This is a genomic window from Paenibacillus sp. FSL M7-0656 (assembly GCF_038003225.1).
GTDB lineage: Bacteria > Bacillota > Bacilli > Paenibacillales > Paenibacillaceae > Paenibacillus > Paenibacillus amylolyticus.
Map to the genome: position 1 here is coordinate 659,283 of NZ_JBBOOT010000001.1, position 23,751 is coordinate 683,033.

Sequence of the window (23,751 nt, forward strand, 5' to 3'; positions counted from 1 at the left end):
CACCCGCCCTCACTTAGCGTTATTAGGAGCATAAAGTTTTACAGCAAACACTTCATAATAAGGCGAACCATACGTTGCACAGAAATCAAACCGGATGTGGGTTACACCTTGTGCAAACACCTGATGTTTGTTCAACGAAAGATAATTCCCACGGACTTTAATTTCACTCTCGCTTCCATCTTCCAAAGTTAAAGTCACATCATAATCTTGAATCAACGACTCGATTGGATCATCGAAATGCTCCAAATTCAGCTGCGAATTGAAAACAAGATGGATTTCATCCAGATTCTTGGGGCTTGCAAAACCAAATTCCAACCATTCCTGTCCTTCCGTACGTTCCGAAATCCAGCTGTTCGGCAGACCATAAGGTCTGGAGAAGCCGTTGACGACATTCGCGGGATTATACATATCCTGGAATGGTAGCAGATCCTTGAAGCAAATGCTCTTATTAAGTTTCTTCAGCCTGGATGGCTCTTCCGGTCTATAAAGGAAGCTCACCGCTCCAGTCATTTTCCCTTCATTGCCATACACGGCAAGGCTCGCCGCACCTTCCAATACGATGTAGATTTTGTCGTCCTCTGGCTTCTTGCAGTTGAGGTCCAGTGTAATCCAGTCATCGTGACCCGCTGAAATCACCAAGTTGTAGCCCTTCAGCTCGCTGGTGGGAATATAGTTTTCCTTTCGATCCCCACCAAACAGCTTCACTTGCAACGTTTCCGAATGCTCGGATCTATTTTTGATTTTGATCTGCACGCTTTCAACCACGGGTGTCTGAATCGGCAAGACCAAACATAACGCTTTCTCCAAGGAGATCTCTTCGGTTGTATGAAGTTGTTCATAGCTTCGCTGAGACGAGGCACGAATCGTTAATCCGTCTGCGAAATAAGGATCTAACGGCTCTTGAAGCCCTACAATCGTTTGCCCGTCTCGAAGCAACTGCGCCTGAAGCTCACCCATATGCGCTTTGACGATGGCCGCAGGGTCTGTATCATATTTTACGCATAACGCAGCAGCCGTTCCTACCGCCTGCCCCATACAACCACAAGTTGCCATCACCCTTGTAGACCCAAAAGCCACATGAGTAGCGCTTATATTACGGCCAGCGAACATGAGATTAGGAATATTGCGTGAAAATAAGCTGCGAAAAGGGATATTATACAATCCCGGCACAAAGTTCCACGCGGTAGCCGGCCCTTCATCGTAGATGCCTTTATTTGCATGCAGATCCATATACCAACCTCCGACGGATACCGCATCTTCGAAATGAGTCTTTTCTGTAAGATCGTTCTGAGACAGCATGTGTTCCCCTATAAAACGTCTCGACTCCCGCTTTCCCGGAATCGGGCATACATAATCCAGGATAAGATTGTCTACATCATCAAACTCACCGCTATTTTTGATATAATCCCATATCCCGTATACCAATTTCCGCAGTTCCAATGCGATGTCTTCATTATTCTTGATAATATCCATATGTCCGCCGTATTCCAGCCACCACAATCCGCCAAGCCCGTTGATTTTCCTTGGAAAAGATCGATGATTTAATCCTTTTCTGATACTATCAAAAAACTCCAGCTTCGTAATATCATACGCAAAGCCTGGCCTTTTGTAAGGAACGGAATAGTTTACGTCACGGGCTTGAAACAGAATCGTATCACCCATCGTGTAATGATCTGCCACTTCTGGAGCGAGCTCCTCCTGGTATTCATGCTTCGCCTCTCTTCCCCATCGGAAGTGAGCACCTGCTTGGTATCCAACAATTCCATCACCGGAGCAATCGATATAGGTTGGGCTTTCAAAACGAAATTTTCTTTCGGAAGCCAATTGAAGGCCCTCCACCCATTGAATTCTGCCGTTCTCCATGCCCGTTTCATGCACACATGTATTCAGAAATAGAGAAATGTTGGGTTCATCATAAACCATGTCAAGCAAGACCGTATCCGAAAGTGAAAGCATAAGCTTTTTGTTGTATAACGGATTATAATGAAAGATCTTCAGTTTGAGTTCTTCCACCAACCCGCCTTCGCGAGCATAATAGGATGGACTGTTTCCGAGATATGCCGACCCGTTAATGTGAACTCTGACCTCGCTGCTCGCATTTCCACCCAGAACTGGCCGATCATTGATAAGTGAAACCAGCAACCCTTGGCGTGCGGCAGCAATGGCAGCGCATATCCCGGCAATTCCTCCACCTATGACGGTTACATCTGATTTCATAAGCTCCATTTTGATAACCTCCATGATTAGATGCTCCTATCATGGTAATGGTTTTGACCCCTTTTTTTTTACAGGATTTCGCGAAAAAATCATACATTTTTTTGTATCCTTATTTGAATTCCTACCGTGTCATTTTTATCCGATATTGCTTAGGTGTATCCCCCGTATATTCTTTAAAAAGTTTGCAAAAGTACCCTTCATTGACGATGCCTACTTCCTCGCACAATTCCAATAATGAATAATCTCGAACGTTTAACAACTCGAGGGCGAGATGGATTTTTTTACGGTTAATGTAGCTGATCACGCCTTCGTTCATTGTTTTTTTGAATAAGCTACTAAAATACGATGGTGCTAAATTCACTTCCTCGGCAATTGCCTCCAACGTTAAACGTTGTTTCAGGTTTGTCTCTATATAATGCATTGCACTCATAATTTCTGCACGATGTAATAGTTGGCCCGCATGCACGTATTCGAATGTGAAGTCGCCAATATAGGCGAGTTGCTCCTGAAAAGCCATAAATTCCATGGGGAAGTCTGGAACTTCCGTGGCCATCTTATTCCCCGATTTAAATTTCACGGTAATGTCTCTGTACAAATCTCTAATCATTGGCGCCATGATAGACTTGTGAATTTTATGGTCCGTAACAAATTGCGACAGATCGGCAAGTGTATTTTCCAGCTCTTCCTTGGAAATCTTCCTCTTCAGGCGTATAAGAAAATCAGCCAGCTTCTGTTGAAAATCTGCTTTTTTGTCATTATGGTATTGGAACCGATGCATCGGTGTTTTTACGACTTTTTCGGTATGATAATAGAAATCCTCACTCACATTTTTAGCTTCCGTGTACGCCTGTTTGATCGATTCCCAGCCTCGATGCGGACTTCCAAAAGCGACAGATACCCTTTTATTCAAATATTGATGCAAATGAGAGATGATCTGCCCTCCCAAAGATAGGCAAGCATATTCCGTTTCCATATCACTGCGGTTATTTTCCCAAGATAAAAAGCCAATAAAACGATTATCGGACAGATCCGCAGCTACGCCACTGCTACCATTCATCACCGTTTCTTCGATGATATTTGTTATCGCATACTTCAAGATGTTTTGATCTGCGGCCGCGTATTCGTTTCGGAAACTTTCATATGTATTCATTTCAACGATGAAACAGCAATAGTTGGCTTGAAAGAAATGAAACTGCATGCGATTGGCAAAATCCGATGCCCGATGAGAAGGAATTTCACCTCGGATCAATTCGTTAAAAAATTGCTTGCGGACTCTGTATTTATTTTCAAGCACGGATACGTTTAATGAGTGAAACTCCGCCTCTTTTTTCTCAAACTCATTTAAAATTCCGGCTGCCTTATCCAACGCTCGATTCAAATCGGCTTCCCGCAGCGGAACCTTTACAATGTACTCCAATACGTTGGCTTGAATCGCCCGCTGAGCGTATTCGAAGGATGAATAGGCGGTCAGAAGTATGTATTGGGTATGGGGGAGCTCTGCCCTGAGCTCCTCAATCATGGAGATGCCATCCATACGCGGCATTACAATATCGGATATGACGATATCCGGTTTAAGTTTTATGATCTCCTCGATCCCATTCAGCCCATTATTCGCTTTGCCCACCAGAACAAATCGTCGATCCCTATGAGAGAGTTCATTAAAAAACAATTCCAATCGCTGAATGATCAGGTCTTCATCGTCAACAATGAAGCAGGTATAGTCTCTCCCCATTATGCATCTCCTTTTGGCAATTCTGCCGGGAATACAGCGCGTATACGGGTTATTTCCTTAGGTATGCTAATGATATCCAGCCCGAATTGATCTCCGTAGTGGAGTCTTATTCGCCCATGAATATTATTCAGTCCGATTCTTTTCCTTTTTACTTCCTCTTCACTCGGTTCTGAGATTAAAATATGTTTTATTTTATCAGCTGGAATTCCCTCTCCTTGATCAATAACTTCGATGATGACGATGCTGTCCTCCCTGTACGCATGAATCGTAATTGGCCCCTCAATTCCCCCTCCGTTATAACCATGGAAGATACTATTCTCCACAAGGGGCTGTAGTAGCATTCGGAAAACTGGGAAATCCATCAGTCCTGCTTCGATATTTTCAATCAAGTGGAAGTTTCGGTTATACCGAATGTTCTGGATCTCAATATAGTCTGCTACATTGCGTAATTCCTGGCGTAGGGAAACCTTCTCTGAAGCGTCGTCTATCCCGTACTCCAATAATGAAATGAGCGACCCGATCACCACATCTACTTTCTCTATTTGTCCGAGACGTATCACATTGCTGATTGAACCAAGTGTGTTATACAGAAAATGTGGGTTTATTTGAGACTGTAACACCTGGATTTCCAGCTTCCGCTCAAGTTCATTATGAAGCTCGGCCCGGCGAATCAGTTCCACAATTTGCTGTAACATACGATCGAATGCTCGTGAAAGATCTCCAAACTCATCGTTTCGATTAATGGTTATTGTTGTTGTGAGGATGCCTTGCTCTACCTGCTTCATTTTTGTTTTGAGCGTATAAAGTGGTTTTCTTATATATTTGGCAACCAAAAAAGAAATGAACAAACTTAAAAGAAGACCTGCAGCGAGCAACTCGAGGTAATAGGTTTCCAATCTGGACAACGCTGCTTTTAAGCGTGATTCATCGTTGATCGAGATGATGGTCCAGTTGAATTTCTCCGTTGGTTTTTTCAAAAGGGAGACCGGAATACCATCGTTGGTAAACAGTTGAAGGTTTGTTTCTGTCGTATCCAGAATTTCTTCCGCTGACGTCTCTCCGATCGAAAAAGAATGATCTTGAATATTCAGAGGTCCTTTATTTTCAGAAAATCCGGCAATGATCTTACCTGACGCAGTGATCAGAGCCAGATTCATTTGTTCCTGTTTATTAATCTTGAACAAGGTTTCTTCAATGGCATTTAGATCCAAATCAACCGCAATGGCCATAGGAAACGGAGCACCGTTCAGATATCGAACCATCGTAACGGTCCAGCCAGAATACTTCGATTTGTAAGGTTCACTAACAAAGGTAGTCCTTCTATTTTTGTCAGCCGCATCAAATAAAGGTGCTCTTTCAGATAAAGGTTCATCGAATATTCGAGTAGGTGTACTTCCACCCAGAATGGATAAATCACTTTTGATCAAATAAATATTACTGACATAAATACTGTTGAGTTCATACAGCTCTCTTAATTGCTTTTTAATCACTTCGGTATTGTTAATGTTGGCTTTCACTGATGTTTCAACTGAGAAGAGAATCGTCTGGAAGGAGGAAAAATTAACGGTAAAATACTGGTCAACCTTGTCTAATATTTGATTGGTGTAAAAAATGTCATTGGTTCTTATTTCCTTTTGGACATAGCGATAAGACAATTGGCTTATCAAGATGATGCAGCCTAATACAAAGGCAAACACGATAAAAAATAATTTTAAAGGCAAGCTGATTCTTCTTCGCATCCATCATCTTCCTTTTAGTCCCGTTTTAAACTAAGAATAGCATATGCTAATAAAGAGAGGGGCTACGAATAGCCACTCTCTCTTCGTTTATTTTTACTTGATAAGGCCGGCTTCTTTAAATTGCTGGATTGCTGTTTCCTTATATTTCTGCATGTCAAACTTGGTATCCAGCGTCTGGAGGAAATTGTCCCAGTTGGAAAGAGGCTCTTTGCCCGTCATAAATTTAACCAAGCTTTCATTAATGAAACGTGTGCGGTCAGCATCCAAGGTATCGCTAGGGTCAGGGGTCAATAAATTTCCGGGCAGCGTTGGCCCCACATATTGCTGATTGTCCTTGAAAGCTTCCGCTGTCTTCGGATTCTGGAAGCTGAAGTACTCCGCATCATCACCACGGCGCGGCATTCTATAATGATCAACCCACAGGTACTTTTCTTTCATTTCCTTTGATAACTCGGAGGTTTTATTTTTGATCTTGCCGTCTACGACATCCCAATGGATGCCTTTGATTCCGTATGCAAAGTTTGGATAAGCTTCTTCATCCGTAAAGAGATAATTCAGCATGGACAAGATCCGAATGATTTTATCCTCGTCCGCTTTTGCGGATATGGCCCATGAATTGCCTTGGAATGATTTTCTCTCTACAATTTGATCACCGTAAGGACCTTTCATCGGAGGAATAACGATCCATTCCGGCACCTCGCCACTAATTTCTTTCATTTTCTGCTGATAATCCGGCTCCAGTCTGCGAGCATCTCTGATCATGAAGCCAACTCTACCCTTAAACATCTTTTGGTCCAACAGATCAGGCGAATTCATCGTCACCCAGTCCGGGTCAACCACCTTGGCTGCCATCATTTTATTAATGTAAGCAAGCGCCTCTTTCATTTTGGGATCGATAAACAGAAATACCGGTTCATTATCTTTTATCTCAACGGCTGAAGGAGGATTGACGCCAAACATCCACATCAAGCTATCAAAGCCATAGGTTTGCAGATTACCTTCTTTATTCATACCGCCGATGAATCCGTACGTATCGTTTTTGCCATTCCCGTCCGGGTCTTTCTCTGTAAAGGCTTTCATAACTTCGAACAACTCATCAGGTGTCGTTGGTACCTCCATATTCAGCTTTTTCAGCCAATCGTTACGGATAAAGAAGCTTCGACTGATACCGTTTACATTATCGTAGCCTGGAACTCCAATGGTTTTTCCTTGATAGGACATTGCCTCCCATGAGTCGGTGCCAAACCGTTTCTGTAGTTCAGGGAATTGGTCCATATACGGTGTTAAATCCGCAAGAACTCCTTGGTCGTAATATTGCGCAAGATCAGCACGACTTTTCAAGAAGATCAAGTCTGGAATATCCCCGCCTGCAATGAGTGTATTCAGTTTGGTTGTTGCTTGCCCAGCCTGAGGAATCATCATCTCCAAGTCGATGTTCATCTCTTTTTCCAACATTTGGCGTTGAATATCTTCATCACGTGGAGGTACCGGAGCAGCAGCATTAAAAGTGCCTTGGTTAAACATTGAGATTTTCATTTTGGTTGCAAACTGGCCAGACTGGCCTTGCGAATTACTCGAAGTTGTCGATGTAACTTCTTCATTCCCCCCACATCCTGATAAAAGCGTTCCAAGTCCTAAGATTGCCGATAGAATAGCAAATGAAATCTTTTTACGCTGCATATTGACCTCTCCTTTGCTTGTATATTATCACGGTTTCCCCGTAATAAGTTAGGTTGGAACACCTTTTATCCTTTAACGGATCCCAGGAGTACACCTTTGGTAAAATGCTTTTGCAAAAATGGATAAACGATCAATATCGGGACTGTAGTTACAACAACTGTAGCCATCTGCACAGCGAACGTACTGACAGCCCCGGAATTGGCGAGCGAATCAGCGCTTTGAGTTGCAACGTTAAGCAGAATGTTGCGCAAAATCACTTGAAGTGGCATGTAGTTGGAATCATTGATATATACAATAGCATCAAAATAACTGTTCCAATGCCCGACTGCGTAAAATAAGGAAATGGTGGACAGGACGGGTAAGGACAGGGGTAAAATGATCCGCCATAACGTCTGAAGTTCACTGGCACCGTCTACCCTCGCTGATTCCTCAATTTCACCAGGTAATTGTTCAAAAAAACCTTTGATGATCACCAGATTAAATGCACTAATGAGATTTGGAATGATCAATACCCAAGGACTGTTTAACAATCCCAAAGAGCGGATTAGTAAATAAGTCGGAATTAATCCCCCACTGAACATCATGGTAAACACAATGAAGAGTAAAAATGGACTTCTTCCGGGCAAATATTTTTTGGATAACGGGTAGGCCGCGATTACCGTAAAAAACACGTTTAACGCAGTCCCTACAATCGTTCGGAACAACGTAATTTTATACGCCTGCCAGATCCCATGAGAAATGAATACTTCTTTATAGGCCAGAAAGGTAAAGGATTCTGGTATAATCACAATCCCTCTTCTTAATACTTCCGATTCTGGTGTTACGGAGACAGCAACCACATATAGAAAGGGCAGCACGCACAGTAGGGATAATATAATAAGAACTACATAAACGACGGTTTGCCAGACTTTTTCCCCGATTGTCATATGGATCATTCTAAAGACCACCTCACCAGATTTGCCCATCGAATTTTTTGGCGAGCTTATTCGCTGCCAACACTAAAGCAAATCCGATGACAGCTTTAAACAATCCTACAGCAGTAGCCAAGCCAATCTTAAGACGCTCCAACCCTTCCCGGTATACCCATGTGTCGATAATATCGATCTTCTCCTGGTTAAAGGTGTTGGCAAACATGAATATTTGGTCAAAACCCGCATCCAGAATATGGCTTAATTTAAGAATCAGCATCAGAATAATGACTCCTCGAATACCGGGTAACGTGATATGCCAGAGCTGTCTCCATTTGGATGCGCCATCCATTCGAGCCGCTTCATATAAGCTTGGATCGATTCCTGCCAAGGCGGCAAGGTACAAAATCGCCCCCCATCCAATATCCTTCCATACTTCAGATAAGATGATCAGCATTCTGCCCCAGGCAGGTTCCGTTAGAAACGAGATGGGTTCAACACCAAAATCTTTCAAAATCATGTTAAAGAGACCGTCGCCTGGGGCTAGTAAGGCTACCATAATTCCATACACAATGACCCATGATAGAAAATGAGGCAAATAAGTGATCGTCTGTACGATTTTCTTAAACCATTGGCTGTACACTTCATTGAGGAGTAAAGCAAGTACAATGGGCGCGGAGAAACCGAACAATAGCTTATACAGAGATATAACAATCGTATTTTTCATGATGTCCCAGAAATAAACGCCGTTCATAAAATCGGTAAAATTTTTGAATCCCACCCATGGGCTGTCCCATAGTCCCAAAGCCAGGTTGTAGTTTTTAAAAGCAATTATAATTCCCGCCATAGGAATGTATTTGAATACCGCAAAGTAAATTAAGGCTGGTAATAAGAGAGCATACATCACTTTGTGCTTTTGTATCGTCCTTATCCATGTCTTTCGCTTTTTGGAGATGGGAATGGCGTCCGCTGCCAACTTTGCTTGCATTTCATCACCTCGTCTTTGTTTGTATTTGTATAATAGCACCCACCTATCGGATAAATTTCTGAAATATCAAGAATTTCTTATAAGATTTTAAGGAAGTGTGCCTGGCTCGTTCCAACAGCTAATCCCGGCAGGTGAGACAAGAACTTGTTCTACTAAAATAAAAAAAAGCCGCTATAATAGCGACTTTCAAATGGCGTATTTATACTTCTCCCCAAAAAATCTCAGTTTCATAATCGAATTCAACAATACCCTCTTGATTATTTTTATCAAATAAATTCCGTAGTTCTGTCATCATTGGATCGTAATTTGCATGCCCGGGTACAGGGCTGTAAGAAGATGATAACAACCGGCCTTTCAATCCCTCGAAATCGAACTCCTGACTCATTTTGAATCGCATTTCATTCATTGAACCTTCCTTGAAAAAAGAGAGCAATATCGCCTGAGAAATATTTTTATGATTAACTTTTCCGTAGTCGGTTCCATATGTATGGAGCAGTTGATTGTACTCTTCACGAAATGGAGTACCGTTAGTAAGACGTGAATTCCAGATGAGTATTACTTTCCCACCCGGCTGTAGAATTCTGCGAAACTCGATTTGGGCTGCGGAGCGATCAAACCAGTGAAATGCCTGAGCGCAGACAATAAAATCAACCGACTGATCAGGTAATCCTGTAGATTCTGCAGAACCTGATGTACTCTGAAATTTCGGATTACTTTCTAACATTTGCTCGGCGGCTTCCCGCATTGCCTGATTTGGCTCCACCGCGATTACATAGCTTCCGCGTTCCAGAAGTAGTTTTGAGATGATGCCAGTACCTGAACCGATGTCTGCTATATTACTGTTCACATGTAAACCAACGACGTCGTACAAATAGTCAATAGCCTCTTTTGGATAACTCGGGCGGTATTTCAAATACGAATCGACCCGGCTCGAAAACCGTTCTCTATTGTTCATCGATCGTCACGCTCCCATCACTATTTTGACATCCTATATACTGGCTTCAGTAATAGCTTCAAAATCTTACTGCCCCAAAAAGCAAATACCGTCGTTCCGGTCCATGAGCTGCGCTTATCTTGGCTGTATTGATCGTTGATCATATAGGTTCGAGTCGAAATAGGACTCTTCAGACCGAACTGTTCCCATTTCTCGGGATCATTCGAACTTCCAAGTTTTCTAAGCATATTTGCCGACTCATGATCTATTTTAGCCGGAATTTGCTCGAATGCTTGGGTGATTTGCGTATGAAACTCGTCGATTGGGTTACGACTGGTAATGCTCTCGAGATGAATGCTTTCACGAATGTAAGAAACGTATGCCAGATGGTCAGCCCAGAACTCGTCGATATAAAAAAGCCGTACACGCCGCTCCGATGGACTCATCAGTCTCTCAGCTTTCAAAATTCCGAACCGTTCTTCATATAGAATTCGCCTCTGATCCTCCACCATATCCGAATAACAGTTCAATTCCCGCTGAATATCGAAGTTTTGACCTATAATAACGCGCTGAATATGCTCGATTTTGCTACGGAGCGCCGGATCATCAAGAACCTCGTCCTGATTTGGGGCGCGAAACAGTCTATGAATGCCAAAGCGAAGCATCAACTCGTCCTCCAGGCTAATATAAAATACGGAAGACCCAGGGTCACCTTGGCGGCCGCAACGTCCGCGCAACTGGTCGTCAATCCGCATGCTTTCGTTCACATATGTACCTATCACGTATAATCCGCCCAGTTTGGCAACCACTTCTGCTTGTGCGGGATTACCGCCACCGAGACGAATGTCGACGCCGCGCCCTGCCATATTCGTAGATACCGTTACCGCGCCTATTTCTCCCGCTTTAGCGATGATTTCGGCTTCTTTTGCATCGTTTTTGGCATTCAGAACCTGACAAGGTACGCTAGCAGCGGCGAGCGCCTCCGCCAGCATATCAGATTCCTCGACGCTTGACGTACCAATAAGAATGGGGCGTCCTACCCTATGGACGGAAGAGATTTCTTGTACAAGCGCCTTATATTTGGCTTCTTTATGGGTGTAAATTCGGTGCTTGTGGTCGATCCGTATGTTTGGCTGGTTTGGCGGTATTTGCACGACTTGCAGCGCATAGATATCCTCAAATTCCATTGCTGAAGCATGCGCCGTAGCCGTCATTCCGCAAATTCCCGAATACAGGCTAATAAAATGTTGAATAGTGATCATGCCGAGAATTCTCCCACCTGCCTTCCACTGCAACCCTTCTTTTGCCACCAGCGCAGCTTGCAGCCCGTCCGGCAAATACCTGTCCTCGGCCACACGTCCGGTGTGTTCTTCGATTAGCTCGATTACACCGTCCCTGACGATGTAATCAACGTCTTTTTTTAATATCGATTCCACATGCAGCGCACAATTCAATGACGTTAACCAATGACTGTTATGGCTATCGTACAAATTGCCACATCCCAGCAGCAACTCTGCTTTTGCAGCACCCGCTTCATTCAAGTAAACGTTCCGCTGGAACTCGTCAAAATCGTAATGCTCTCCTGGCTGCAGCTGCCGGGCCACTTCTGCGAAAAGAACGCCATCACTTTTGGAAGCACTCGAATCGCCACTAATGACTAGTGGCACCCGCGCTTCATCAAGAAGCAGCGAATCTGCTTCGTCAACGATGACGTAATGGAAAGGACGATGCACGGTATCAGCTTCATTGAATGCTATTGTGTCGCGCAAATAATCGAACCCTGCTTCTTTAGCTGTAACATAGGTTATGTCCTTGGCGTAAGCTTCCCGTTTATCGAATAGGCTCATGCCCGATTGAACCGAGCTTACCGTTAACCCGAGGAAGCGATAGATCGGGCCCATCCACGCCGCATCTCGATTTGCCAAGTAGTCGTTAAAAGTAAGCACATGAACGCCTTTGCCTGTCAAAGCGTTGAGATAAACAGGCATAACGGCAGAGAGTGTTTTTCCTTCACCGGTATGCTGCTCGATCAAAAATCTCTCGTGCAAAGCGATAGCAGCCATAATCTGGACATCATAAGGCTGTAATCCGAGTGTTCTCTTCGCAACCTCGCAGACTAGAGCATAAGCATCAACAAGCAGATCATCCAAAGGCTTGCCTGATCTTGCTTCTTCTTGTAGCCGAAGAGATTCCGCTTGCAGGTGCTGATCATCCCAAACTTCCAAGTTCCGTTTCCTGATAAGCTCCACTTTGTCTCGATAATCCTTCAACAAACGCCGGTTATCTCGCTCTTTGAATTCACGTATCAACTTGACGACTACATTCATCGGAATTTGATTCCTCCTTAGTAGAAATAAGTTGTGAAAAGAAAAGACTCCATATGGAGTCTTTTTTGTCGATGATTAAAGTGCCACCAAACCATTCGTTATAAGAGAAACCTACATTACTTCTCCGATGGGAGTGGTGTAAAGAGCAGATTGACCGGCAGGTTGCTTCCTGGTGCGGCAGAGAATAGAATGGTCACGCTCTCTCCAGTTGAACCGGTGCGGTAAAGCACGCTTTGTTCACTTGAATTGGCAACCGCAACGTTACCTTCGGCAATCGATACCAACTGATTGTTCACTAGAGCTACTCCGGAGTACTTCCCTCCACGAGGGTTAAAGGAGATAAGCGTACGCGGTGCAACATTGGTCAGCGTGATTTTGTACAATACGCCAAAATTACCCGCATTGGATGCGTCTGTGTATGCCATCGGATCTGTTCCTACCAGATTGGGATCGCTTGAATTGTCACCAAGTGGCAGACGGGCAGGTTTGATTCCCACGTGCTCATCGTACTTTATAACGCGAGTCGCATTCGGGTACGTACCCCGGTTGTGCACTCCGTCACGATCAAGCACAGGTAGCAATGGCAGAGCCTCGAACGGATCTTTATTTTCTTCCACCAGGATAACGTTATAGTCTAAGGAATAATCGCTATAAGCGTCCGAATAGAGAGAGATGACTTGTCCTTCTTTCATCGGCGTTTTATTAAGTTCTGTCAAAATGAGTTTGCTTTCTCCAGGTTGAAGGTACTCTTTCTTTTGATCCGCTCCAGTCTGAATCGACTTGAACCATTTATCAATAGACAATTTCCCAGCTACGGTAGCATACGGAGTAGGTCCGGCAAAGCCCATATTCTGTTGTTCAAATACTGCCGGATTTGGGTTGTTATTGGTTGCAATCACATACATTTTTACTCTTTTGCCTGTATTGTTCACGTGGTGAATCATGAAACGGGTCTGCCCCAAAGATGATTCTTTATATACAATGCCTTCCGTATTCACAGTTTCCGGACTGTTACTGCGGATCAGCAAACTTGGCTCATCCATGTACGTATAAGGCACTTTCTCCATCGTAGTCACTTCGCCGCCATTAAAGGTGAATTTCTGTCCTACCGGCGTGAAGAGTAAATTAAAATCGGTAAATGAATATAAGGTCTCATTGGTTATGGTGATGACTTTGGAGTACGTGTTCGTAGCACCGTGATTGTCAGTTACCGTAAGAGTCACCGTTTTTGGACCCGGTTCAAAGAACGCAAGTGAATTGTTCTCCCACGCCGCTTTAACAATATTATTTTCATCATCTGTACTTTGGTCTGTGTATGTTATTTTTTCGCCCATTTTATACTCTTCTTTATCCGTGGCGAACATGGCTACAGGAGGAAGATTAGGAGCCAAAACTTCAATCGTAGTTGAATAGGGATCGCTCCATTGACCATTGGAATCCTGTACTTGATATGAAATCGTATATGTACCTGCTTGATCAAATGAATCCTGGCGACCAGTCCAGCGTTCGTCAACGATATCCATTCCATTAGGTGAACTGGAAGAAGTCACGTAGTCTACTTGATCACCCGCAAAAATTTCCTTTTGGGAAATGGTAAAGCTTGCAACAGGTTTTGTATTAAGATTCAACACAACCGTTTTAGCCGACTGATTCACTTTATAGGTGATGTTCAGAGCTTGAGTAATGGAAGTTAACGGCACCATGAATGTACTTTTTTGCTGATAAGCAGGGCCTTTCATCGTTCTGGTCTCTCCATTTACCGTATAGTCCTTGCTGTTAGTTTTGAAGCGGAGTTCATCTTCACCACTAATAATGATGGTTTCCTTGGTTTTGTTATCATATTTGACGCCATATCCCACTCGGTCAACCAGCGCACGGATTGCAACATAGGATACACCGTTTTTTACAGCCATTGGCTGTCCAGCAAGATACGTTTTTCCATCCTGCTCCATTTTGTTGCTATTCATGTACAACGTCAGATTTCCACCTGCTACTGCAGGAGACGTCCCATCAACGGATGGTTGCTCTATCTGAGCAGGCGTAGCTGGCGTTTCAACCATCTCAGGGGTTTCCTCTTGAACTACAGGTTTTGTACCCGTTTCGTTTGCAGGGGTCTCTCCCCCATCCAATGCAGGCTTCTCGCTATCTGTTTTGGGTGTTGCCTCAGTGCCGGTTGAGGTTTGAGTGTCCTTGGCTTCAGTGGGCGGAGTATTGATAGATTTGTTATTGCTCTCCGTCTTCACTTCACGCTCTGCAATCGGCTGCTCTTGCTGTAACACCTCAACTGATTCTACATTGGCTGTGTTTACTGACGCGGTGTCACCTTGCGGTGCTGATTGCGCACTCACAGAACCGACTGCAAATGCTTGAAAAACGGCTAAAGCGGTAAAAATGGATAATTTCTTCTTCATATTCATGTGTTGTCTTTGGCTCCTTCTACTCTCTAGTAATGTATAACCCCTCAAAAAGTCATAGTATTAGACGCTAGATTTAGGAAAAAGTTTCTAATTGAATTGTAAATTATGGATTTATGTGCAACTATTTTTTCAATGTTTGGTTATAAGTTCTTTGAATAAGAAGCGCCTGTTGCATAATAGTCTTGATTTTGCACAAGATAATTCATGTCGCATTTTATAAAGAGGTGGATCAATGACCCCAACCAATCAGGCTTTCTCTGTATTAAAAATGAATATTTCTTATGTGGAACAGTCCCTCTACTGTACTGACGATTTGAAACAACAACAGCTTCTACTTAATGGTGTACAGAGTGTGCTTCTCTATATCGATTCACTTGTAGATCAGGAGATCATTCAAACACATGTCTTAACAGCACTGAATGGCCAAGCTCATTCGGAAATCTACCCATCGTTCACCACTTTAGAAAGTCGAAAAGATACGGATCTGCAACGTGGAATAGATTCACTTATTCAAGGGAAATGTCTTTACATAATCGATGGGTACCCGGAGTTTTACATTCTTTCTACCGAGAAAATGTATGTCCGAAGCACAACCGAACCGGAGAATGAAGGCGTTATTCGAGGGCCGCACAATGGATTCGTAGAGCAGCTTTCGGTTAATTTGAATCTGATCCGTAGACAAATTATTAGTCCATCCTTAATCGTTCGATATTTTAACGTCGGCGAGAAGACACATACCAAAATTGCAGTTGTATATCTCCAGGACTTGGCCAATCCGGAGTTAGTGAACGAAGTAAAAGAGCGAATCACGTCCATATCTTCAGATATGGTGCTCGCTCCAGGTTTTATTGAAGAGTTTATGGAGGATAACCCCTTCTCTCTGTTTCCCCAGCAGCTCAATACAGAAAGACCTGACCGGGTTATTGCCAACTTGATGGAAGGACGTGTCGCCATACTTGCGGAAGGAAGTCCTTCAGTTCTTATCGCTCCAGTTACGTTTTTTGCTTTTTATCAAAGTCCGGATGATTATCATGGTCGCTGGATTGTCAGTTCCTTTTTACGTTTAATTCGCATGATGAGTTTTGTCATTGCTTTTACATTACCTGCTGTTTATATTGCAACCATCTCTTTTCACTCCGCTATTTTACCGATCGAACTGGCACACACAATCAAGAAATCATTGCAGAACATCCCCTTTCCTGCACTTGTAGAGGCAATGTTGCTTGAACTGATCTTTGAAGTATTAAGAGAAGCCGGGGTCCGACTTCCCAGCCGAGTGGGCCAGACCATCGGCATCGTTGGCGGTTTGGTTATCGGAGATGCTATCGTTCGTGCGGGGCTTGTATCCTATACAATGATTATTGTGGTTTCACTAACCGCTATCTCGTCGTTTTTGGTGCCTTCGCATGAGATGAGTTCGGCAGTCCGTATTCTCCGCTTTCCAATGATGATTGGAGCGGCGCTTTTTGGATATATCGGCATCGCATTTGGTCTGGTGATTCTAACCATTCACCTCTGTAAGATGGAAAACTTCGGATCGCCTTATTTTGCTCCAGTGGCCCCTTTCCGATTAGCCGACATGAAGGATGTATGGATTCGATTTCCCATCTGGGCGCTTCGCGGGCGTCCTCATGATGCCCGCCCGCAGCGGCTGAATCAGCAGAAGTTCTCTAGGAGTTGGAAAAAACGTGAATAAGGAAACAACAATTACTCGGGGACAATTATTCTTGCTCATTTTGAAATTTGAAATTGGTGTAGATATCTTGTCCCTCCCTTACCGTATACACCTTCTCTCTAAAGGCGGTGGGTGGATCTCTGTATTCCTTGGAGGGTTCCTGATCCAACTTGTCATATTGTTGTGCTGGCTTTTGATGCGAAGATTCCCGAGTTCATCCATTTATGACATTGTAACGCTGATTACGGGGAAATGGATTGGCAAGTTGCTGATCATTGCCTACGTTGGATATTTCCTGTTAATGGGTACTTCTGTTCTGGTGAACGCCTACAGTGTGATTAACCGCTGGATGCTGCAGGATACGCCTCGGTGGGCTATATTAGCCCTCTTCTTGTTCAGCAGTATCTATTTGGTTCGGCAAAAATTACGAATCATTGCCCGAGTACTGGTACTCATCTCCTTTTTGGTCTTGCCCATGATGGTATTGATCAGTTATGGACTCAAGGAAGTTAATCTGTTATATCTTTTGCCTTTAACCGAAGCAGGATGGCCCAATATCATTAGTGGATCAACCGAAACATTAATGGCTATGTTTGGATTCGAGTTTTTTCTCGTTGTGTTTCCTATGGTTGAAGGTAGCAGCGGTGGCAAACTCAAGTCTGTTGCTTTAGCAAGTGCTGTAGTTGTGGTGTTGTATGCATTCACCGTGTTCATTTGTTCAACGGCGTTCAGCACCCAGCAACTTGACTTAATGCCTGAACCGGTCATATATCTGCTCCGCTCTATCCCACTCGGAACAATGGATCGGGCCGATTTCCTGTTCCTCCCTATCTGGTTAATTTCAATTTTCGGGGCCATATGTGGCTATTACTATACGGCATCCTATGGTATAAGTTATCTCTTCAAACAAAAACACCATAAAAAAGCGGTGCCTTATGTCGTTCTTGCTTCTTGCATAATTGCCTATCTGCCACAACAGAAGGAAAAACTTGAGTTAATTAGTACGATAGCCAACAGATCGGCATACTTTTTTCTCATGATCCTGCCTCTGCTCCTGTTGGTTCTATCTTATATAATGAAACGAAAAGAGAAGATGATATGAGTAAACGGGGGAAAATCCTCATCCTGCTGACCCTGCTCATGGTGATGACGGGATGTTGGGATCAGGATAGTTTAAAAGATGCAAGACTGGCTAATGCTTCGGCGTTTGACATCACCTCAGAGGGTGAAATTAAACAGACGCTTGAAATTGTCGATGATTCTGAGAGTCAACAAGGGAGCAGCGGTAATGAAGTCCACTCAGGCACCGGGAGATCCGTCCGTCAAAGTACAGATAGAATTCGTGCTAAAGTGACTGGTGATATCCGGTTTTTCAAATATGGGATGATCTTATACGGCAACAAACTCGCACAAAATGATATCTATCCCTACCTGGACGTCTTATATCGGGAACCCGATTACCCAACCTCACATGTGAAAATTGCGATTGTGGATGGCGATGCCGGAGATCTGTTACACCAAAAAAAAGTTGGCAGCATATTAATTGGTGATTTTATTACCAAAAAAATTAAGAGTCTGGAGGAATTATGTATTTTTCCGGAAATGACGTTAGAGACCCTTCTCCCTCCCATGCTGGATCCGGGACAGGATTTTACACTACCTTATCTATATAAGGATGGAGAGGAGATTGATGCTCGGGGAATCGCCCTGTTTCATGGGCAAAGGTTCAGTGGCAGTCTCAATACCGAACAGGCTCCCCTATACATTATTATGAGTGGTAAATGGAATAAAGCGGCGCGCTTTGTCAAAAAAGTTCACCCAGGGCCTTCCAACAACCCACGGAACTATGTCACATATGAAGCAAATATCGCACAAATTAAGCGCAAACTTGCGGTAAAGGTGGCAAGTGATAGCCAAATTGATGTGAACCTCCGTATCGAACTTCCAGTAACGATCGTTGAGTATGCAATGAATCATCTTCAGGAAAAAGACACAATTGAACGTCTGAACAGCCAGTTATCCGATGACATGACTCAGGACGCAGAACAAATTATCAAGACACTTCAGCAAAGTGGTTGTGATTCCTTCGGTATTGGCAGACATTTAATTGCCCATTACCCGGACTTATGGAAAAGCCTAAACTGGAATAAAGAATATGCCCAAGTTCGTTTTCACCCGGAAGTAAAGGTTACAATAGTCGGCAGTGGCGTTTTAAATTAATAACATGCTGTCGTGCAATTGGGAAAGCTCTCTTCCATTTGGGAGAGAGCTTTTGACTGTTGACTTAAAAAGAAGGATTTGCTAATACCTCTAGTCGTTAAGAAGCACTTCAGTGAAAAGTTTTATCATGCCTGGTTGAGTATAACATCGGCAGTGAAGCTGAGCTATAAAATAGGTGAAAGAAGACGTGATATTCCTTCTTTAAATTTTATAATAAGGGACCTGTTTCTATAACGATCAGAAGTAAGTTCTGTACTTAACTGGCTATCTTGATGAAACAATTCTTGAAGTTGTTTCGCAACTCGCTCGTCATATACAATTGCATTCACCTCAAAATTCAACCTAAAGCTCCGGGAATCAATATTCATCGTCCCTACTGAAGCGACTTCTTCGTCTACTACAATGGTCTTTGCGTGTAAGAATCCATTATCATATAACAGAATCTTGGCTCCATAGTCCAATAATTCACCAGCATACGCCCAAGTCGCCCAATATACAAACGGGTGATCGGGCTTATTGGGAATCATAATGCGCAGATCCACCCCGGATAACAGTGCGATTTTACATGCATCCATAAAAGTGCTGTCAGGAATAAAGTAAGGCGTTTGAATATACACACTCTTTTTGGCATTTACTATAAGCTTGATGTACATATTCTTCAGGTGTTCCACCTGTGAGTTAGGACCACTAGACACAATCTGAACTGGACTTGAACCATCAAGCCTTGCTGTGTTGAAGGAGAATTGTTCGTAACTTACTTGATGGGATTTGCTGGCGTGTTTCCAATCCAAAATAAACCTGCCTTGAATATGATTAACGGCATCTCCGTGCATTTTAAAATGTGTATCACGCCAGTATCCAAACTTTTTATCCATGCCTAGATACTCATTCCCCAGATTAAATCCGCCAATATAAGCAATCTCCCCATCAATAATACAAAGTTTTCGATGATTTCGATTATTCATACGGAAATTTAATGGCCTAATCAGTGACGGGAAAAAGACCTCTACTTCTCCACCGGCAGAGATCAGTTCTCTGAAAAACTTCAATGAAAGTTTCTTTGAACCAATTTCGTCATAGAGAACTCGCACTTTTACGCCTTCTTTAGCTTTTATGGTTAATTCATCTCGTAATTTCTTCCCTAAGGAATCCGGTTGAATAATGTAATATTGGATGTTAATCTCTTTCTTGGCTTCCTTGATATCAGTAAATAAAGAATCAAATTTCTCTTGTCCATCATCGAAGATGAATATCTCATTGTCATTGGTTAGGATTGCATTGGATGATGTGAGATTCAATTGAATCAGGTCAGCATATTTCATGAGCAGGGGATTGTTTTCCTTACGTTGCTCCTTCAATGTCACTAACTGGTTCTCGACAATTAACTTTAGGGAGTTTCTCTCTTCAGCTGAAAGTCCGTAGAAATTTTTCTTTTTGAGGTTACGTCCCAAAAAGAGATAAACGATAAAACCTAAAATAGGAATGAAGTAAAATATCATGAGCCAGGCCCAAGTATAACCAATGTCTCTCCTTTCAAAAAACAAAAATACCGCTGAGAGTAATATGTTTATAATCATAACGAGCGAAAGTATCAGCGTGACCATACTGCTATATCTCCTGCCTTCCATTGACTTTATGTAAATAATAAAAAATGCTTATTACTTAGCTGTTCTCGAATGAAGCCGTCATCACAAAGAATATGATAACATACTTGAGGAATACTAAATCTATTAAATGATAATCACTAGACATTGAACTAAAAAAGAATCCACTTCCTATAAAAGAAGGGATTCTTTTGCATTGAATATTTATGCTTTAGTTAATTCCTTACAACAGGAATCCACATTTCACCATATACCAAACCGTTTTTCTCTCCCATTTCAACTGTTGTATTTGGACCGCCAACATAGGCATAATCTTTTTCTACGGGGAGGGCTTGACCAAAGGCAATGCCAGTAAGCATATTATTGAGCGCATCAGCCGTTTCAGCTTCGCCCTTCACAACCAGGTATTCTCCCTTAGGAAATTGGATTACTCTCGTTGCTTCTGGCAAAGTTTCTGCTGTCATGACACCAGCATAATGCATCATCTGGTTATTTACTGCTTCGTTTACTGCAAAAATGTAGTCGTTTGTTGCCAGAGACTTTAGTTTGTCCAGGCTTCCATCCTCTTTCACCGTGGACCAAAAATCCGCCTTCTCCTTGCTGATGCCAACATAGTCTGTATAGTCGCTCTTAAGATCCGTTCCAATACCTAACACGATAAAGCTCTCTTTTTCTTCGAAATGATAATTACTCATGGTTTACACCGTCCTCTTTTAAATTTTCAATTGATTTGTGTTTTCACTTGATAGGTTTATAATAACCTTAAATCATGTCAGAATATGATACTGTTTAGGGGGCCCAATGAAAAAAGTTGAACGCATTAATACCATCACGCGGTATACCAATAACCGTGCACACTTTACCATCTCTGAAATCATGCGAGAATTTAATATTTCTCGTTCGACAGCCATTCGAGATATCAGAGAAATTGAAGCCATGGGAATGCCACTTGTCGCTGAAGTTGGGCGGGACGGGGGTTATTTTGTCATGAACAACTCCCTCCTGCCCACGGTACGGTTTACCGATAATGAAATCAAAGCGTTATTCATTGCTTTTATGGCGACAAGAAATCAACAGCTTCCTTATCTGAAGAGTCGTCAATCTTTGGCTGAAAAATTATTGGGCCTTATCTCAGAAAATCAGCAAGATGACCTTGTACATTTGAATCAAATATTGCTTTTTGAAGGAACCAATCCCCATAATCCAGACTTGCTTGATCTATCAGACCTGCCTCACCCTACTTTGGAGAAACTCATCCAAATTCTTCTTATAGAACGTTATTTGTTAGTTACTGTGCAAGAAGAGAAGAAAACAAAGTCCTATCCCATCGTTCTCTTGCACCTTCATCATCAAAAAGGCCATTGGATCATTGAAGGTTTTGACTTGGAGGAAGAAAAAAGACGAATCGTATCCGTTGACAACCTCATCCATGTCGAAGCATACCCGGCGAAAAAAAGACTGAGTACAAAAAAGATTGTAGAACAACTCAAACGAAATACGCAGGAAGAAGTTATCAACCTTGTCCTGGAACTTGGTCCAAAGGCGATTGCGCAATTCAAAAAATACCATCCTTTAAAGTTTTCCATTGCCTATACAAATCCATACCAGACTACGGCTCTCCTAAAGGCATTTATGAATGTTCATAACTCAGAAGAGTTAACCGAAATCACCAATTGGTTGCTTTTTCTAGGAGAAGATATCAAGGTGAAGGAGATTCCGGAAGAAGTCCTGAATGCTGTACAAGATAGATTAAGCTTATATCAAATGAAGCAGTGAGCAGCCCCCTCCTACCTAGTCTCTCCATTATCTAACAATGCCTTACCTGAATTCAGGCTGAGGATTCAGTACGGAAAACCAAAAAAAAGCCGCTGTGTTAGCGACTTGTAATGGAATCATATTCATTCATGTCTCACGCCAATGCTTGGCGAGCTGTTCCTTCTATACTAGAAGTCAGCATTAGACTGGGCATGATTAGGTGTATGCTGCGGGACGTTTTTAACGAGTAGGAAATAAGTAACAATCGCAATGATACTGGTCATTAATAACGTGAGTCCTAACGGGACGGCAGTGTCCTCACCCGCGATGCCGACCAGAGGAGCAACCAGTGCACCCAGAAGAAAAGGAACAACGCCGAGCAGTGCTGCTGCACTTCCGGCCATCTTAGCTTGACTCTCCATGGCAAGTGGGAATGCCGCTGTAGACGTAATGCCGATCGAGCATACAAAGAAGAACAATGGAATCACCAATGCGAAAAGTGGACCATGAGCCAGGGTTACGACCAAAGCAGCCACACTTGCTATTATAGCAAGCCATAGTCCCGATAATAGCAGCGTCTGCTCAGGGATACGTTTAGCTAGTCGACCCACGATTTGAGATCCGATGATCAAGCTGATGCCGTTCGAAGCAAATAATATAGCAAATACAGTGGGTGTGACGCCATATATATTTTGGTAAATAAATGGTGTTCCCGCCACATAAGCAAAGACCCCTGCTGTCATAATTCCCTGTGCCAGCATGTAGCCTACAAACTTACGGTCACGCAGAAGCATTCTGTAATTACCCAATTGCTGTTTGAAGTCAGGAACTATACGTCTTTCGATAGGGTGTGTTTCTTTTAAGCTCCACTTTGTCATGATTAATAAGAAAATTCCCAAGAATGAAAGGCAGATAAACACGCCAATCCAGGTTGTGAATGAAAGAACCCCACTTCCCGCGATGGGTGCTGCCAGAGGCCCCAAATTCCCTACAAGCAACAGCAAAGAGAAAAATTTAGTGAGTTCATGTCCACTGTATAGATCTCTGGCTATCGCACGGGAAATGACAATTCCAGCTGAAGCTGCAAATCCTTGCGTGAAACGAAACAAAATTAATAGTCCGATATTCGGAGCAAAAGCACATGCCAAGGAACAAATAATATAGGCTGCCATACAGATCAACAATGGTCTACGTCTACCGTACGCGTCACTCAAAGGACCCATAACAAGTTGTCCTACACCGAGTCCTAATAAACAAGCAGTAAGGCTAAATTGTACAAGTGATGCCGTTGTATTCATATTTTGTGCAATCTCCGGAAAAGCCGGTAAATACATATCAATCGTAAATGGACCTAATGTAGAAAATAAACCTAGTAGTATTGCCAGTCCAAAAACATTCCAATTCGTGCTCTTCGCCATAATAAATAAAATCTCCAATTCCTTATATAATTTGCAAGCCTAATCGAGTATAAGACATAGAGTTAACTGTAGGTCAAGTCTTAAGACTATTAAAACCAAAAAAAGCCGCTTATTAAGCGACTTTGAATGGAAAACTA

At 42.8% G+C, this 23,751-nt stretch carries 16 protein-coding genes; 4 read left to right on the plus strand and 12 right to left on the minus strand.

All coding sequences use genetic code 11. The features are described from left to right. Positions 1-9 precede the first annotated feature (9 nt). The 9 genes from MHI01_RS02835 to MHI01_RS02875 all read right to left on the minus strand — a co-directional run bounded on the left by MHI01_RS02835 (position 10) and on the right by MHI01_RS02875 (position 14,942). Positions 10-2,241 carry an FAD-dependent oxidoreductase gene (locus MHI01_RS02835; protein ID WP_076317811.1) on the minus strand — a complete coding sequence of 744 codons (2,232 nt, stop codon included), beginning with the start codon at positions 2,239-2,241 and terminating at the stop codon, positions 10-12. Positions 2,242-2,338: 97 nt separating this feature from the next. Next, entirely contained in the window at positions 2,339-3,949 is a 1,611-nt protein-coding gene (locus MHI01_RS02840; RefSeq protein WP_340982476.1) for a response regulator, read from the minus strand. After that, on the minus strand, positions 3,949-5,688 hold the full coding sequence (locus MHI01_RS02845) for a sensor histidine kinase (protein ID WP_036671354.1): 1,740 nt from the start codon (positions 5,686-5,688) through the stop codon (positions 3,949-3,951). Before MHI01_RS02845 ends, MHI01_RS02840 begins: the two co-directional genes overlap by 1 nt. Positions 5,689-5,781: 93 nt before the next feature. Then, entirely contained in the window at positions 5,782-7,368 is a 1,587-nt protein-coding gene (locus tag MHI01_RS02850; RefSeq protein ID WP_340982477.1) for an extracellular solute-binding protein, read from the minus strand. A gap of 65 nt (positions 7,369-7,433) precedes the next feature. Then, on the minus strand, positions 7,434-8,303 hold the full coding sequence (locus MHI01_RS02855; RefSeq protein WP_036615551.1) for a carbohydrate ABC transporter permease: 870 nt from the start codon (positions 8,301-8,303) through the stop codon (positions 7,434-7,436). Positions 8,304-8,316: 13 nt separating this feature from the next. Next, on the minus strand, positions 8,317-9,264 hold the full coding sequence (locus MHI01_RS02860; protein ID WP_340904723.1) for an ABC transporter permease: 948 nt from the start codon (positions 9,262-9,264) through the stop codon (positions 8,317-8,319). 199 nt (positions 9,265-9,463) lie between these two features. Continuing rightward, the gene (locus tag MHI01_RS02865; RefSeq protein WP_340904722.1) at positions 9,464-10,219 is read right to left on the minus strand and encodes a class I SAM-dependent methyltransferase; all 756 of its coding nucleotides are present in this window, start codon (positions 10,217-10,219) and stop codon (positions 9,464-9,466) included. A gap of 20 nt (positions 10,220-10,239) precedes the next feature. Beyond that, on the minus strand, positions 10,240-12,525 hold the full coding sequence (locus MHI01_RS02870) for a preprotein translocase subunit SecA (protein ID WP_340904721.1): 2,286 nt from the start codon (positions 12,523-12,525) through the stop codon (positions 10,240-10,242). A 116-nt stretch (positions 12,526-12,641) separates the two neighbouring features. Beyond that, positions 12,642-14,942: a copper amine oxidase N-terminal domain-containing protein gene (locus MHI01_RS02875; protein WP_340982478.1), complete on the minus strand. Its 2,301-nt coding sequence runs from the start codon at positions 14,940-14,942 to the stop codon at positions 12,642-12,644. Between the two features lie 232 nt (positions 14,943-15,174). Between MHI01_RS02875 and MHI01_RS02880 the strand changes: the two genes are divergently transcribed. From MHI01_RS02880 to MHI01_RS02890, 3 genes are read left to right on the plus strand one after another with little or no spacing between them, the layout of a single operon-like run. Further along, positions 15,175-16,638, plus strand: coding sequence for a spore germination protein (locus tag MHI01_RS02880; RefSeq protein ID WP_340982479.1), 1,464 nt, complete (start codon positions 15,175-15,177; stop codon positions 16,636-16,638). Beyond that, positions 16,631-17,719, plus strand: coding sequence for a GerAB/ArcD/ProY family transporter (locus tag MHI01_RS02885; RefSeq protein ID WP_340982480.1), 1,089 nt, complete (start codon positions 16,631-16,633; stop codon positions 17,717-17,719). Before MHI01_RS02880 ends, MHI01_RS02885 begins: the two co-directional genes overlap by 8 nt. After that, on the plus strand, positions 17,716-18,837 hold the full coding sequence (locus MHI01_RS02890; protein ID WP_036671338.1) for a Ger(x)C family spore germination protein: 1,122 nt from the start codon (positions 17,716-17,718) through the stop codon (positions 18,835-18,837). Before MHI01_RS02885 ends, MHI01_RS02890 begins: the two co-directional genes overlap by 4 nt. 164 nt (positions 18,838-19,001) lie before the next feature. Here MHI01_RS02890 and cls read toward each other — a convergent pair whose 3' ends face one another. Beyond that, the gene (gene cls, locus MHI01_RS02895; protein WP_340904717.1) at positions 19,002-20,441 is read right to left on the minus strand and encodes a cardiolipin synthase; all 1,440 of its coding nucleotides are present in this window, start codon (positions 20,439-20,441) and stop codon (positions 19,002-19,004) included. 215 nt (positions 20,442-20,656) lie between these two features. After that, the gene (locus MHI01_RS02900) at positions 20,657-21,136 is read right to left on the minus strand and encodes a GyrI-like domain-containing protein (protein WP_127548714.1); all 480 of its coding nucleotides are present in this window, start codon (positions 21,134-21,136) and stop codon (positions 20,657-20,659) included. Positions 21,137-21,242: 106 nt separating this feature from the next. On the opposite strand from MHI01_RS02900, the gene MHI01_RS02905 reads away from it, so the two are divergent. Beyond that, positions 21,243-22,217, plus strand: coding sequence for a helix-turn-helix transcriptional regulator (locus MHI01_RS02905; RefSeq protein WP_340904714.1), 975 nt, complete (start codon positions 21,243-21,245; stop codon positions 22,215-22,217). A 167-nt stretch (positions 22,218-22,384) separates the two neighbouring features. On the opposite strand, the gene MHI01_RS02910 is transcribed toward MHI01_RS02905, so the two are convergent. After that, a complete protein-coding gene (locus tag MHI01_RS02910) occupies positions 22,385-23,614 on the minus strand; it encodes a multidrug effflux MFS transporter (protein WP_076253136.1) in 1,230 nt (409 codons plus the stop codon). Positions 23,615-23,751: the final 137 nt, after the last annotated feature.